The organism is Streptomyces sp. YKOK-I1, from assembly GCF_054660435.1.
Genome location: NZ_BAAGDR010000001.1, coordinates 6,897,922 through 6,912,449 on the forward strand (window position 1 = coordinate 6,897,922; position 14,528 = coordinate 6,912,449).

Here is a 14,528-nt window from a genome sequence, read left to right on the forward strand (position 1 = left end):
GGTCCCGACCACGATTCGCCCCGGCGCCCCGGCGCCCCGGCGCCCCGGCGCCCCGGCGCCCCGGACCCGATCCCCGATCCTCGATCCCCGGCGCCCGGCGCGCCGTTCGCTCGTGCCAGGGGGTCGGGGCCCGACCCCGGAGTTCACCCGATGCCGTGTCACCACCTTCAGGTCCCCGTCCCCTCCGCCCCGCCCCTGCGGGGGCACCTCCCCTTCTCCGATGCCCCGGGCGTCCCCGATCCCATCGAGGTGACCAGCCGGTGGCTGACCCGGGCCGGCCGCCCCTGGTTCCCCGTCTCCGGCGAGTTCCACTACTCCCGCCACCCGGCGGCCCACTGGGAGGAGGAACTCCTGAAGATGAAGGCGGGCGGGGTGACCGCGGTCGCCTCCTACCTCATCTGGATCCACCACCAGGAGACCGAGGGCGACCTGCGCTTCGACGGCGACCGCGACCTGCGCCGGTTCGCCCGCCTCTGCGCCCGCCACGGCCTCGACTTCATCCCCCGCATCGGCCCCTGGTCCCACGCCGAGGTCCGTAACGGCGGCCTCCCCGACTGGGTCCTGGCCCGCACCACCGCACCCCGCACGGACGACCCGGCGTACCTCGCCGCCGTGCGCCCCTGGTTCGCCGCGATCGGGACCCAACTCGCCGATCTGGGACGTGGGTCCGGCGGGCCGATCGTCGCCGTGCAGATCGAGAACGAGCTGTACGACCAGCCCGGCCACCTGCTGACCCTGAAGCACATGGCCCGGGAGGCCGGGCTCGACGCCCCCCTGTGGACGTCCACCGCCTGGGGCGGCGTCCAGCTCCCGGGAGACGAACTGCTCCCGCTCTACGGCGGCTACCCGGAGACCTTCTGGACCGAGCACGACGGCGGCTGGCCCGACACCTGCCGCAAGCACTTCTTCTTCACCCACCAGCGCGACGACGAGGGCATCGGCGCCGACCTGCGCCCCACGACCGTCCGCGGCACCGACCCCGCGGCCTACGCCGACCGTTTCCCCTGGGCCACCTGCGAGCTGGGCGGCGGCATGGCGGTCGCCTACCACCGCCGCCCGCGCGTCGACGCCGCCGACATCGGCGCCCTCGCGCTCACCAAGATCGGCTGCGGCTCGGTCTGGCAGGGCTACTACATGTTCCACGGCGGCACCAACCCGCCCGGCGGCCACACCACACTCCAGGAGTCCCACGCCACCGCCTACCCCAACGACCTGCCCGTCCTGACGTACGACTTCCAGGCCCCGCTGGGCGAGTACGGCCAGTACCGGCCGTCGTACGACGAACTCCGCCTCCAGCACCTCCTGCTCGCGGAGTTCGGCGAGCGGATCGCCCCCATGGAGTCGGCCCTGCCCGCCGACGGCCCCGACGGCCAGCACGACAGCGCCACCCTGCGCTGGGCGGTCCGCACCGACGGCCGCGCCTGCGGCTTCCTCTTCGTCACCAACCACCAGCCGCACGAGCCGCTGCCCGACCACGAGGGGACCACCTTCACGGTCGCGTTCCCCGACGCCGAACCCCTCACCCTCCCCACCACCCCCGTCACCGTCCCCTCCGGCGCCTACTTCTGCTGGCCGCTGCGCCTGGACGTGGCGGGCCTGCGCCTCGACTGGGCCACCGCCCAGCCGGTCTGCACGGTCGCCGACGAGGACGGCCGCACGGTGCTGGTGCTCGCCGCGACGGACGGCATCCCGCCCGAACTGGCCCTCGACGCACGGACGGTGAGGAAGGTCGTCGGAGCGGGGACGGGGACCGTACGGCGGGCGGACGGCCGGGTCCTGATCACCGGCCTGCGCCCCGGCACCGACGCCCTCGTGGAGACGGAGACCGCCGACGGCACCCGGGTGGCCGTGCTGGTGCTGGACGCGACGACGGCCCGTACGGCCTACAAGGGCCGGGCCTGGGGAGCCGCGCGGCTGATCCTGTCCCCGGACGGGGTCGTCCTCGACGAGCGACGGGACGAGGTACGCCTCCACACCCGCACGGACCCGCACCCCGGCGAGCGGCCGACCCTCGCGGTCCTCCCCGCCCCGCCCCACCCCCCGACGGTCGCGGGCGCCACCCTGAAGGAGACCCGGGACGGCTCCCTGACCCGCTACACCCTCTTCCCCGACCCCGACCCCGACCCCGACCCGGACCCGGAGACGGGGGACACCCTCCTGCCGGAACCCTCGGTCCGCCTCCTGCGCCCGCCGGGTCCGGCGCCCACCCCCACCACCGGTGTCCTGAACCGCGCGAGCGCCCCGGCCGACGAGCACTACGACGCCGTCGCCGCCGTGTACCGGGTGGACATCCCCCGGGACGTCCCCGAGGGAACCCTGCTGCGCCTGCGCTGGACGGGGGACACGGCACGGGCGTACACACGGGAGGGGCACCTGGTGGCGGACCAGTTCTTCTCGGGGCGCCCCTGGGAGCTGGCCGCGGAGCTGGTGCCCCCGGGCGAGCCCGTCCTGCTGAAGGTGCTGCCGGCGGCCGCGGGGGCGAAGGTGCACACGCCGGTGGAGCCGGCCCCGGGCGTGGCGGAGGTGACGGGCGCGCAGTGGATACGCCGCCCGAAGTGGACGCTCCGCCGGACCTGACCCCGGCCCCCGCACCCCGCCCGGCCTATCCTGTGGGTCAGCCGGGCGGGGCAGGCCCGGTGGACCCGCGGTCGGCGCCAGGCCCGCCCGCGGAGCAGCCCAGGCCGAAGGAAGCAGAGCACCCACCATGACCCCAGGCGCCGCCGACGGCCCGGCGACCAAGGGACGCAGCCGCCGCAACTTCGCCGGCGCGCGCCCCGTGATGGACGACGTGGCGAAACTCGCCGGCGTCTCCAAACAGACGGTCTCCCGGGTGCTCAACGACAACCCGGCCGTGCGCGCCGAGACCCGTGAGGCCGTCCAGGCGGCGATGCGCACGCTCGGCTACCGCCCGAGCCGCAGCGCCCGTTCCCTGGCCAGCGGCCGGACCCGGATGCTCGGCGTGATCTCCTTCGACGCCGCCCGCTACGGTCCCGCGTCCACCCTCACGGCCATCAACACGGCCGCGCAGGAGGCCGGTTACCTGGTCAGCTCGATCGCCCTGGACACCGCCGACAAGGACACCGTCGTCCGCGCGGCGGACCGGCTCTCCGCCGAGGGCGCGGACGGCGTGATCGCGATCGCCCCCCAGCTCTGGGTCGCCCGGGCGCTGGCCGAGGCGCACCTGGACACCCCGCTGGTGGTCATGGACAACGACCTCGGCGACGGCACCCCCATGGTCACCTCGGACGCCCGCACCGGCGCCCGCAAGGCCACCGAGCACCTCCTGTCCCTCGGCCACCCCACCGTCCGGCATGTGGCGGGCCCGACCGGCTGGACCTCCGCCGACCGCCGCGCCGACAGCTGGCGGGACACCCTGAAGGCGGCCGGCGCCGAGATCCACGCCCCGCTCATCGGCGACTGGAGCGCCGACTCCGGCTACGACCTCGGCCGTGAACTCGCCAAGGACCCGTCCGTCACCGCGATCTTCGTCTCCAACGACCAGATGGCCCTGGGCGTCCTGCGCGCCCTGCACGAGGCCGGCCGCGGTGTCCCCGAGGACGTCAGCGTCGTCGGCTACGACGACATCCCGGAGGCCGCGCACTTCCTGCCCCCGCTGACCACCATCCGTACGGACTTCACGGACATCGGCACCATCTCGCTGCGCATCCTGCTGGACCGCATCGACGCCTCCGCCGGTCCGCAGGCGCCGGTACCGCCGCTGACCCTGATCCCCGTGGACCTGCGCGTCCGGGACAGCACGCGCGGTGCCGGCTAACCGGTGGTGAAGGCCCGTACCCGCACCCCGGTGTCGCAGACGCGCACCGCCTTCTTCTTCCCGTCCGCGGTGGTGAAGGCCGGAGTCAGCGGCCGTGACTCCCCGGGCGGGACGACATCGAGCCCGGTGATCGCGTCGCATTCGTCGAGGCTGGTGAAGGTGAGCGCGGCGACGGCGGAATCGCCCGGCCCGAGGGTGACCTTCGTGGCCTCGGCGGCCGACCCGGCCCAGTCCACGGGCAGTTCGGTCCGTCCGGTCGGGCCCTCGAAGAGCAGGGACGGGAAGCCGCGTACCGTACAGGAGCCGTCGCCCTTGTGGGTGAGCACGACGGAGGCCCGGCCCGCCCCGGTGCTGCGCGCCACGGCCGTCAGGTCCTGCGTACGGCAGTGATCGGCGGCGGGACTGGGCAGGGAATCGGCGCCGAAGAGCACGCCGGCGGACGGGGTGGACGTGTCCTGACCGGCACCGGCACGTTCCTCGCCGGTCTTCCCGGTGCTGTCGTCGTCGGGGCTCGTGTCCGGTGCCGTACCCGATCCACCCCTGGGGACGTACCCGGTCTCGGACGCCGACGTCTCGGGGGAGGCACCTGACGCCGAGTCGGGGTCGGACGAGCAGCCCGCCGCCCCCACGAGCAGCAGGATCGCGGAGGCGTACCTCATCGGTCGGCGCATGACTCCTGCTGGTTCGTCGGACGGATGGACGGACAGATCAACGGATTATGGCCCCCTGGCCCACGGCTGTGAGGGTATTGCATAGAATCCACGGCGATCACATTCACGGTGCTGCGCAGCGCACCGCCTTTGGGGGAAAGGCACACGGGTGCAGTCGAGCGACCATTCCATGCGCGCGGGCGAGACCGAGGGCATACGCCGACGGAGGTTCCTGGGCGCCGGGGCCGTCACTCTGGGAGCCGCGGGAGCGGCCGCCGCCGGGCAGTTGCTGCCGGACAGCGCCTCCGCCTCGGTGAGCGGGGCGGCCGCCGCGGCCGGCGCGGGCGCGGAGGTGAGCGGCACCGTCTTCAAGCTCGGCGTCGCCTCCGGAGACCCCCTGCCCACCGCGATCGTGCTGTGGACGAGGGTGCTGCCCGCGACCCGGGGCAGCTCCGGCATCCTGCCGCCCACGGTGGCGGTGACCTGGGAACTCGCCTCGGACAGCGGTTTCACCACCATCGTCAAGAGCGGTACGGCGACGGCGAGCAGCAGCCTCGGGCACAGCGTCCACGTGGACGTCACGGGCCTGACGCCGGCCACCGACTACTGGTACCGGTTCAAGGCGCTGGACCGTACCTCCCCCACCGGCCGCACCCGTACCGCCCCCGCCGCCGGCAGCACCCCCGAGAACCTGCGGATCGCGCTCGCCTCCTGCCAGAACTGGCAGCACGGCTACTTCACCGCGTACCAGGACATGCGCGAACAGCAGCCGGACCTGGTGCTGTTCGTCGGCGACTACATCTACGAGAGCTCCGCGTACTCGTACCGCGTACGCCGTCACGAGGGCACCGGACAGCCCGTCACGCTCGCCCAGTACCGCGCCCGCCACGAGCAGTACAACACCGACCCGGACCTCCAGGCGATGCGCGCCGCCGCCCCGTTCGTCGTCGTCTTCGACGACCACGAGGTGGAGCAGGACTGGGCGGGTGACGTGGCGAACGACCCGGTGGCCTGGCCGACCGCCAAGTTCCTGGCCCGCCGTGCCGCCGCCTTCCAGGCCTTCTACGAGCACATGCCGATCCGGACCGCGCAGAAGCCCAGCGGCCCGGACGTCCAGATGTACCGCTCGCTCGACTTCGGCACCCTGGCCCGGCTGCACGTCCTGGACACCCGGCAGTACCGCGACGACCAGGCCACCACCGACGCCGGCGCGCTGCAGGACGGCCGGGTCATCATGGGCGACACCCAGCGGGACTGGCTGGTGAACAGCATGACCGGCTCCGGCGCCCGCTGGAACCTGGTCGCCTCCCAGGTGATGATGGCCGAGACCGACTTCCTGGCGGGGGTCGGCAAGGAGTGGTCGTACGACGCCTGGGACGGCTACCAGAAGGAACGGGCCGCGCTGCTGGCCGAGTTCCAGGGCGTCCGCAACCCGGTCGTCCTGTCCGGCGACCGCCACCGCACGATCGTCAGCGACCTCAAACTGGACTTCGCCGACGCCGACTCGGCCGTGGTCGGCGCGGAGTTCGTCGGGACGTCCATCTCCAGCAGCGGCGACGAGGATCTCATCGCCTTCGCCGCCGAGTGGGCGCCCAAGCTGGCGGACAACCCGCACTGGAAGATGATCGACGCCCGGCGCGGCTATCTCCTGCTCGACATCACCGCCGACGGCATCGAGGCCCGGCTGCGGGCGATCTCCACGGTGCTCACCAAGAACGGCACGACCGCGACGGCCGCGACCTTCCGGGTGGAGGACGGGGTGCCGGGCGTGTACCAGGTGGGGGCGGAGACGCGGACGACGGCGAGCACGGAGGCGTCGGAGTCGGCGGAGTCACCGACCGGGACGGACGGGACGACGGCCGCCGAGACACCGGCCGAGTCCGCGACGCCTTCCGACACCTCCTCCCCGGGCGGGACGACGGCCACGGCGGACGCGTCCGCCGATGCCACCTCCGCGACGACCGCGGACACGACCTCCGGCAGCTCCGTCACCCCCGAAGCCTCCATCACCCCCTGACCTCCGGGAGAGCATGTGTTCACCCTCCGATCCCGGCAGCGCGAGTCAGGCACCGAACGCCGTTCCGGTCGCCGCCGCCCCCGCGCCAGGAAGGCATCGGCGCTGGCCGGCACGGTGGCGGTACTGGCGGCCGGCGTCTTCGTCCTGTCGCCCGGCGACGCGGACGCGACCGCTCCGGCGCGCGGCGACTTCGACGGGGACGGCACGTCCGACCTGGTCTACCGCAATGTGGCGGGCCAGCTGTACGTCAACACCGGCGCGGCCGAGACGATGGCCCTCGACACGGACGTGGCCAAGGTCAAGGACGTGCTGACCCCGGGCGACCTCGACTCCGACGGCGTCCAGGACGTGCTGACCCTGAGCCCGGCCGGCGTGCTCTACTTCCACTCGGGCGTCTACGCCCGTACCCCCGGCGGCCTGGGCTCGTACCGTACGGTCGCGTCCGGCTGGCAGATCTACAACAAGGTCGTCGCCCCGGGGGACCTGAACGGCGACGGCAAGGCCGACCTGCTGGCCCGCACCCCGGCCGGCACCCTCTACTACTACCCGGGCAAGGGCACCGGTGCCTTCGGCAGCCGGGTGACGGTCGGGACGGGCTGGCAGCAGTACGACGAACTGATCGGCGCCGGTGACCTCGACGGCGACGGCGTCGGCGACGTCCTGGCCCGCACCCCGGCCGGGGTCCTCTACCGCTACACGGGCAAGAAGGGCGGCACCTTCAACACCCGGGTCAAGGACACCAAGACCGACTGGGCCTCGTACAGCCAGATCATCGGCGGCGGCGACTGGGACGGCAACGGCAAGACCGACCTGCTGGCCAGGGACTTCGCCGGCCGGCTCTGGTTCTACGCCGGCACCGGCAAGGGCACTTTCGGCACCAGGTCCGCCCGCAGTACGGGCTGGGGCAAGGTGACGCAGTTCGCGGGGGCGGGGAACAACCCGCACTACGGCAAGTACGGCGCGCTGGCCCGTACCTCGGCCGGGGCGGTCTACAGCTACCAGGTGACCGGCACGGGCACCCTCACCGGAAAACTCCTGGTCGGCACCTCCTGGCCCACCTCCACCACCCGGCTGTCCTACGCCGTCTCCCTCCGCCAGAACGGCCTGGCCGACCTCGTCGTCCAGTCCGTCAGCACGGGCAAGCTGACCAACCCGGCGTACTACGCCCTCTCGGACCCCGCCCTCGCCACGGGCTCCACCTCCTACAACCGGATCGTGGGCCCCGGTGACGTGACCGGCGACGGCAAGAGCGATCTGCTGGCCGTCACCACCGCCGGCACCCTCTATGTCTACCCGGGCGACGGCACCGGCACGACGGTCGCCTCCCGCGTCAAGATCAGCACCGGCTGGCAGCGCTACAACGCCCTGGTCGGCGCGGGCGACTTCACCGGCGACGGCCGCCCCGACCTGCTGGCCCGGGACACCTCCGGCACCCTGTGGCGCTACGCGGGCACGGGTTCCGCCTCCGCGCCCTTCGGCGCCCGGGTGAAGGTGGGCACGGGCTGGCAGACGTACAAGAAGCTCTTCTCCCCGGGCGACGCCAACGGCGACGGCAAACCCGACCTGATGGCCACGACGTCCGCGGGCGCCCTGTACTTCTACGCCGGCACGGGGACGGGCGGCTTCAAGGCGCGGGTGAGCAAGGCGAGCAGCGGCTGGGGGAGTTGGGCGGATCTGCTGTGAACTGGACCGGCGCCCACCGGCTTGTCGTCTCCGGGCCGGAACGCGGCTAATCAAACTTGCATAGTGGGTGACCCGCGCCTTAGTTTGAAGCAGTGGTCAAATTTGATTACCGACCCGGGCGTGCCGCCGGTCATGAGCGCAGAGCCTCATGGCGCACAGCCCTCCCATGGCGCACAGCCCTCCCATGGCGCACAGCCCCCCATGGCGCACAGCCCCCCATGGCGCACAGCCCCCCATGGCGCACAGCCCCTCACGGCGCACAGCCCCTCACGGCGCATCAGGACCAAAGGAGCCACAGATTGAGTTCGCCATCCACTCCTGCCATCGAGACGTCGGACCTCGTCAAGGTCTTCGATGAGCAGCGTGCCGTCGACGGCGTCGACCTGGTCGTCCCCCAGGGCGTCGTGTACGGCGTGCTGGGACCCAACGGAGCGGGCAAGACGACGACGATCCGGATGCTGTCCACCCTGCTGACCCCCGACGGCGGAACCGCCCGGGTCCTCGGGCACGACGTGGTCAAGGAGGCCGAGGCGGTCCGCAGCCGGGTGAGCCTCACCGGCCAGTTCGCCTCGGTCGACGAGGACCTCACCGCCGCCGAGAACCTGATCCTGCTCGCCAGGCTGCTGGGCTTCTCCCGCGCCCAGGCGGCGGACCGGGCCGAGGAACTGCTCGCGGCCTTCGACCTCACGGACGCCGCCGGACGCCAGGCCAAGACCCTCTCCGGGGGCATGCGCCGCCGGCTCGACATCGCCGCCGGCCTCGTCGTCACCCCCGACCTGCTCATCCTGGACGAGCCGACCACCGGACTCGACCCGCGCAGCCGCAACCAGGTGTGGGACAGCGTGCGGGCCATGGTGGCCCTGGGCACCACGATCCTGCTCACCACGCAGTACCTGGACGAGGCCGACCAGCTGGCCGACCGGATCGCCGTCATCGACCACGGCCGGGTCATCGCCGAGGGCACCACCGGCGAGCTGAAGTCCTCGGTCGGCGCCGGCGCCCTGCACATCCGGCTCGTCCACGCCGAACAGCGCCCCGAGGCAGCCCAGTTGCTCACCCGGGTCCTCGCCTCGCCGGCCCTGCGGGAGCCCGACCCGTTCTCGCTGTCCGTGCGGACCGACGACCACGAGAACGTGGCCCGCGCCCTGGCCGAGCTCGCCCGCTCGGAGATCACCGTCTCGGACCTCGCCTTCGGCCGGCCCAGCCTCGACGAGGTCTTCCTCACCCTGACCGGCCGCCCCGCCGAAGCCGGCAACCCCGACCAGGAGGACGCGGCATGACCCTCGCATCCGGGACCACGGCCGGCGCGGGCGCGCCCGTCGACGCCCTGCGCAAGGCCCTCACCAGCCGGATCCGCCCCTCCCGCACCCACCCGCTGACCGCCGTACGGGTCTTGGCCTGGCGGACGATGCGCAAGATGAAGCACTACGGCGTGGCCGTCCTGCTGGACGTCACCCTCATGCCCGTCGTCTTCCTGCTCACCTTCACCTATCTCTTCGGCGGCGCGTTCGCCGGATCGACCGAGGAGTACCTCCGGTACTTCCTGCCGGGCGTCCTCGTACAGACCGTCGTGATGCCGACGGTCTACACCGGAACCGCGCTCACCACGGACATCACCCGGGGCGTCCACGACCGCTTCCGCACCCTGCCGTTCTGGCAGCCGGCCACCATCGTGGGCAGCCTCCTCGGCGACATCGTCCGCTACGTGCTGGCCCTGACCACCACGACGGCCGTCGGCCTGGCGCTGGGCTTCCGCCCCGACGGCGGAGTGGGCGGCGTACTGGCCGCGATGCTTCTGCTGCTGGTCTTCGCGGTGAGCGTGAGCTGGATCTTCGCCGCCCTGGGCGTCGTCGCCAAGGCCCCCGAGACGGTCTCCGGTTCCAGCATGCTGGTGATGTTCCCCCTGATCTTCACCAGCAACATCTTCGTGGAGCCCGAGACGATGCCCGGCTGGATGGAGGCGATCGTCGAGGCCAACCCGGTCAGCGACGCCGCCACCGCCGTACGCGGCCTGATCCACGGCGACGCGAACGGCTCCGACATCGGCTGGGTCCTGCTGGCCTGCGCGATCATCACGGCGGTCTTCGCCCCGCTGACGATGTACCTCTACCGGGCCAGGAGCCGCACCTGACACCACCACCCCCGCCGCCTGCCGTGTACGGTGTCGATCTTCGGCAGGCGGAAGCCGTCCGGAGTCCTCGAAGGCTGGGCACCTCATGCATCCCGCAGCCCGCGGCCGCCTCACCGCCGCCCTGGAGAACCTCTCCGTCACCTTCCACGGCATGACCGCACACCCGGACGAGCACAACTGCCCCTGCCACTGGGGGAGTCCGGAGGAACTCGCCCTCCTGAAGACACCGGACGTGGCACTGGATCCGGACCTTCTGCGCCGGACCTGGCGAGCCGTCGACTGGACCGACCACGCGGCCGTACTGCGCCGTGTCCTCCCGCAGTTCGCCACATCCCTGGTCACCGGCCGTACGGACCCCACCTACGGACTGGAGGACGCCGGCGACTCCTTCGCCCGAGCACGCTGGCACCACTGGCCCGCGGAACAGGCCGCCGCGGTACGGGAGTTCCTGCACGCCTGGTGGGTGCAGAGCCTCACGGACCCGGCCGCGGCCGTCCCGGCGCACCAGGTGTTCGCCCTGTGCGCCGAGGCGTCCGGAACGCTGGGCCCCTGGCTCACCGACTGGGAGGAGCAGACCGGACACCTCGCCGACCGACGCCTCGCCGAGGCGGCCGCGGCATGGGAGTACGAGCTGCTGGGAGACAATCTCCCCTGGAGAGTCGGCTGGTACGAGCACGACGAGGAGAGACTCCGCGCCGACCTGGTCGCCTGGCTCCTCGGCCATGCCGCGGAGCGCCTCCGGGCGTCGGGCGCACCGGTCGAACTCCGGCACCGCATACGTCTGCTGGGACTCACCGACGAGGACCGCTGGACGGATCCGCACTGGCCCGGCCACCGCTACTGACCGGTCGCGGTGTCAGGTGTCAGGGGGAACGGTTCGCCGTTCATCGGCGTCGTCCCTCTCCGGGGCCCGGTGGCGGGCCCCGGAGAGGGGGAGACGGGGTGCACACGGGCGGCGATTTCGCGAAGTGGGCAAGGCGGTTCGAGGAGGAGCGCGAGCGCAGACACGCCCAGGGCGACCCGGACTGGGAGCAGGGCGCGACGCTGCATCCCGCGGTGTGGGCCGGCATCCAGCGCTTCCAGCTCGGCGAGAACGGCGACGGCGCCTGCCTGCTGGCCAAGGCGGACAGGGCCGGTGACGCCGACTACGGACAGGCGGTCCGCCTCTTCGTCGCCGAGGAACAGAACCACGCCCGCCTCCTGGCCCGCCTGTTGACGGCGGGCGGCATACCGACGCTGACGCACCACTGGAGCGACACGGCCTTCGTCCGGCTACGGCGCCTCATGGGCCTGCGCATGGAACTGCTGATCCTGCTGATCGCCGAAGTGGTGGCGCTGCGCTACTACCGAGCCCTGCGCGACGGCACCGACGATCCCCTCACCGCGGAGGTGGCGGGGCGGATCCTGTCCGACGAACAGCGCCACGTCCCGTTCCACTGCGACCGACTGCACGTCTGCCTGGCAGAACTGCCCCGCCCGGCACGCCGCCCACTGCTGGCCCTGTGGCAACTCGGCCTCCTCACGGTCTCCCTGGCGGTCGCCACCGACCACGGCCCGGCACTGCGCCGACTCCACCTGGGCCGCCTGCGCTTCGTGGCCGATGTCGCGGCCTCGTCCCGGGCGGTGATCTCCGCAATCCTCACGCTCCACCCGGACACAGGGACCAGCCCGCTGTGGGACGCCCCGAAACCCTGACCGGCTCGCCGCCCGGCCGAGGAGAGCCCGCTCACCTTCGGCCGCCCACCGCGCCCACCGACCTCGGCCGTGTCCGTCTCAGCCCTCCACGGGCCGCTCGACCGGCGCCGTGCCGTCGTCAAGACGCTGTTCCAGCGGACGCTGCCCGGTGGGGATCTCGTCGAAGATCTTGCGGACCTCCTCCATGATCGGCAGCCCGTGCGAGGCAAGTCCCTTGATCAGAGCGGGCAGGCCCTCGTGGTCGGAACCGCCGATGTACGTGCGCAGCTCAGGCAGGAGCTTGCCCTGGGCCTCCAGTACCTGCGGCAGCCTCTCCACGAGCGTGGTCCGCAGAATGATCTGCTCGTACTCGCTGCGCACCGCGTACTCCTGCTGAAGCTGCTCGGCGGCGAGCCGGGCCTGCGCCGCCTGGTGCTCCCGGTCGGCCTCGCGCTGGTGACGGTCCACGTCGACCCGTTCGATCGACGTCTGGATGCGGTGCCGCTCCTCGTACCTCCACTGGTCCGCGCGGGCCTGCGCCTCGCGCTTCTCGCGCTCCACCTGGGCCGCGTGCAGCAGGTCCTGCTGATGGATGTCGAGGCGGGTGGTCTCGATCTGCTGCCGCAGCGTCAGCTGCCGTGCACGGGCGGTCTCGTAGCCGTCCGGGAGAAGCACATCCACGCCCAGGGACACCAGACTCAGCCCCACACCGGCGAAGTCGGCGGCGACCGGCCCGCTCGCCCGCTCGATGATCAGCGCCGAGCCCAGCTCGGCCTGCTCGGTCGACAGCGTCTCCAGCACGGCCTGGAGATGCCGGGTGAGGACCGCGTCGACCTGCGGCGTCAGCTCGTCGCCGGCCTCGCCGAAGTTCCGGAAGAACTCCAGTACGTCCCGTTCCTCCCGGCCCACCTGGAAGGTGAGCCGGACCATGACGTGCAGCACCGCTCTGTCCTGGGTACGGCACTGCACCTTGCACTCCGCGGAACGCATGCCCAGCGAGATCAGATGCAGCCGCTCGCCGGGCAGGACCATCACCCGGCGCCCCAGGAGGGCCCGGTCGGGGCGGCCGCCCCAGCGTCCGGAGATCACGGCCGCCTCCCCCGACCCCAGCGCGTGCGACAAACTGGCCAAGACCACCGACCTCCCGGTGAGTAGAAGTACGACGAGGAGAAATACGACGAGGAGCAGTACGACGAGGAGCAGCAGGACGACGACGTACCGCGTCATGCCGTCACCGCGCTCAGGACGGCGTGGGCCATCTCGTGTCCGGCCACATCGTGGTGACCGCTGACGAACGCGTCGGCGCGCAGGTTGTGCACCCGACCGGGGCGCCAGGTGTAGGGCTCGCCCACCCCCAGCAGCGTGAGACCGTCGGCCTCCGGCGTGCGCCGTGCCCCGTTGCGTCCGAGGGCTCCATAGGCGCTGTCGGGGCCACCGAGGCCGACGCCGACATGCCCCAGCAGCAGGGAGGCCACCGCGTACGGATAGCCGACGGCCCGGTCGTTGACCGTGTGGGTGACCAGGAGCGGCCCGCTCACCCGCTGTCGGCCGACCAGGCCGCGGAACGCCCCGTCGGCGGTTCCGTCCCAGCGGTGGGCCAGTCCGTAGTGCGAGAACGCGGCCTGGAGCAGGCACAGCGAGCGCACCTGCCCCGGCCCGGCCGTGGCGAGGGCCGCCGCGGAGACCAGCCGCGCCCCGAAGCTGTGCCCCACCAGGTGGACGGCGCAGTGGGGCACGAGGCCGTGGAGCCGGTCCAGCACCGGCGCCAGCCCCCGGGCTCCGATCCGCCCGGCCCGGTCCCGCATCACGGCGTAGGTGCCGAAGTCCAGCAGCCGCACGGCGGCCCGGGAGTGACGGCCGGTCACCCCGCCGCCGACGCCGACCGTACCGTCGCCCTCCTGGTCGGCGGGCGAGACCACGTCCGAGGAGAGGCTGCGCACCACGTCCTCCGGGTCGGCGGTGGCCAGGAGTCCGTTCTCGTCGTCGGGCTCGGATACGCCGTCCGGGGCGCCGACGGGCGCCGGCCCGCCGGGCAGCACGGTCTGGACCCAGCGCACCAGACGTACTCGGGCCGACAGCGACCGCTCGATGTCGAACGCCAGGGTGGCGCCGTCCGGCGCGTCCGCCCGGGCCTCGGGTCCGAGCGCGCCGACGAGCCGCTCGAACCCGTCGCGCACCTCTGCGGGGCGAGCGCCTCTGGTGTGCGGGAGCCATCCCGCGGCCGCGCCGGACACGGGCTCCGTCAACGGGTCGGTGACCGGTGCGAAGTGCCGCGCGGGCCAGTGCACACCGACGAGATGGATACGACGGCTCCCCGCGCCGGGAACCCGGGACAGCACGGCACGCGCGGAGGCCGCCAGGGTGTCGTACAGCCGGTGCGCGGTGGGGGTGTCGTTGCGCCAGCCGTGTGACAGCACCACCACGTCGGTGGCCCGCCCGGCCGTCAGCCACGCCGCCAGGCTGTCGGCGTCGAGGCCGCCGCCGCTCGACACGCTCGACGCGCTCGACGCGCTCGGCACGCTCGACACCAGGGCGCCGGTGGCGTCGAACCGCAGCGACGCGTAGGGAAAACCGCTCAATCTCGCCGTCATCGGGCGC

At 72.8% G+C, this 14,528-nt stretch carries 11 protein-coding genes; 8 read left to right on the forward strand and 3 right to left on the reverse strand.

All coding sequences use genetic code 11. From position 1 onward, the window contains the following. Positions 1-150: 150 nt before the first annotated feature. A complete protein-coding gene (locus tag ACYQ8Q_RS30885; RefSeq protein WP_460069483.1) occupies positions 151-2,577 on the forward strand; it encodes a beta-galactosidase in 2,427 nt (808 codons plus the stop codon). Between the two features lie 127 nt (positions 2,578-2,704). Beyond that, a complete protein-coding gene (locus ACYQ8Q_RS30890; RefSeq protein WP_460069485.1) occupies positions 2,705-3,775 on the forward strand; it encodes a LacI family DNA-binding transcriptional regulator in 1,071 nt (356 codons plus the stop codon). On the opposite strand, the gene ACYQ8Q_RS30895 is transcribed toward ACYQ8Q_RS30890, so the two are convergent. Then, positions 3,772-4,446: a DUF4232 domain-containing protein gene (locus ACYQ8Q_RS30895; RefSeq protein ID WP_460069488.1), complete on the reverse strand. Its 675-nt coding sequence runs from the start codon at positions 4,444-4,446 to the stop codon at positions 3,772-3,774. The genes ACYQ8Q_RS30890 and ACYQ8Q_RS30895 overlap by 4 nt on opposite strands. Positions 4,447-4,615: 169 nt before the next feature. Between ACYQ8Q_RS30895 and ACYQ8Q_RS30900 the strand changes: the two genes are divergently transcribed. The 6 genes from ACYQ8Q_RS30900 to ACYQ8Q_RS30925 all read left to right on the forward strand — a co-directional run bounded on the left by ACYQ8Q_RS30900 (position 4,616) and on the right by ACYQ8Q_RS30925 (position 11,951). Then, complete coding sequence (locus tag ACYQ8Q_RS30900) at positions 4,616-6,442, forward strand: alkaline phosphatase D family protein (protein ID WP_460069490.1); 1,827 nt, start codon at positions 4,616-4,618, stop codon at positions 6,440-6,442. A gap of 15 nt (positions 6,443-6,457) precedes the next feature. Further along, positions 6,458-8,125, forward strand: coding sequence for an FG-GAP repeat domain-containing protein (locus tag ACYQ8Q_RS30905; protein ID WP_460069492.1), 1,668 nt, complete (start codon positions 6,458-6,460; stop codon positions 8,123-8,125). Positions 8,126-8,424: 299 nt separating this feature from the next. After that, entirely contained in the window at positions 8,425-9,405 is a 981-nt protein-coding gene (locus ACYQ8Q_RS30910) for an ATP-binding cassette domain-containing protein (protein WP_460069494.1), read from the forward strand. Further along, entirely contained in the window at positions 9,402-10,256 is an 855-nt protein-coding gene (locus ACYQ8Q_RS30915) for an ABC transporter permease (protein ID WP_460069496.1), read from the forward strand. Before ACYQ8Q_RS30910 ends, ACYQ8Q_RS30915 begins: the two co-directional genes overlap by 4 nt. A gap of 85 nt (positions 10,257-10,341) precedes the next feature. Next, entirely contained in the window at positions 10,342-11,100 is a 759-nt protein-coding gene (locus tag ACYQ8Q_RS30920; protein WP_460069499.1) for a hypothetical protein, read from the forward strand. A gap of 98 nt (positions 11,101-11,198) precedes the next feature. Next, positions 11,199-11,951, forward strand: a complete 753-nt coding sequence (locus ACYQ8Q_RS30925; RefSeq protein WP_460069500.1) for a ferritin-like domain-containing protein — start codon at positions 11,199-11,201, stop codon at positions 11,949-11,951. A gap of 78 nt (positions 11,952-12,029) precedes the next feature. On the opposite strand, the gene ACYQ8Q_RS30930 is transcribed toward ACYQ8Q_RS30925, so the two are convergent. Together ACYQ8Q_RS30930 and ACYQ8Q_RS30935 are read right to left on the reverse strand one after the other, a co-directional pair. After that, a complete protein-coding gene (locus tag ACYQ8Q_RS30930; RefSeq protein WP_460069502.1) occupies positions 12,030-13,157 on the reverse strand; it encodes an SPFH domain-containing protein in 1,128 nt (375 codons plus the stop codon). Then, the gene (locus ACYQ8Q_RS30935; RefSeq protein WP_460069503.1) at positions 13,154-14,521 is read right to left on the reverse strand and encodes a hypothetical protein; all 1,368 of its coding nucleotides are present in this window, start codon (positions 14,519-14,521) and stop codon (positions 13,154-13,156) included. Before ACYQ8Q_RS30935 ends, ACYQ8Q_RS30930 begins: the two co-directional genes overlap by 4 nt. Between the last annotated feature and the right edge of the window lie 7 nt (positions 14,522-14,528).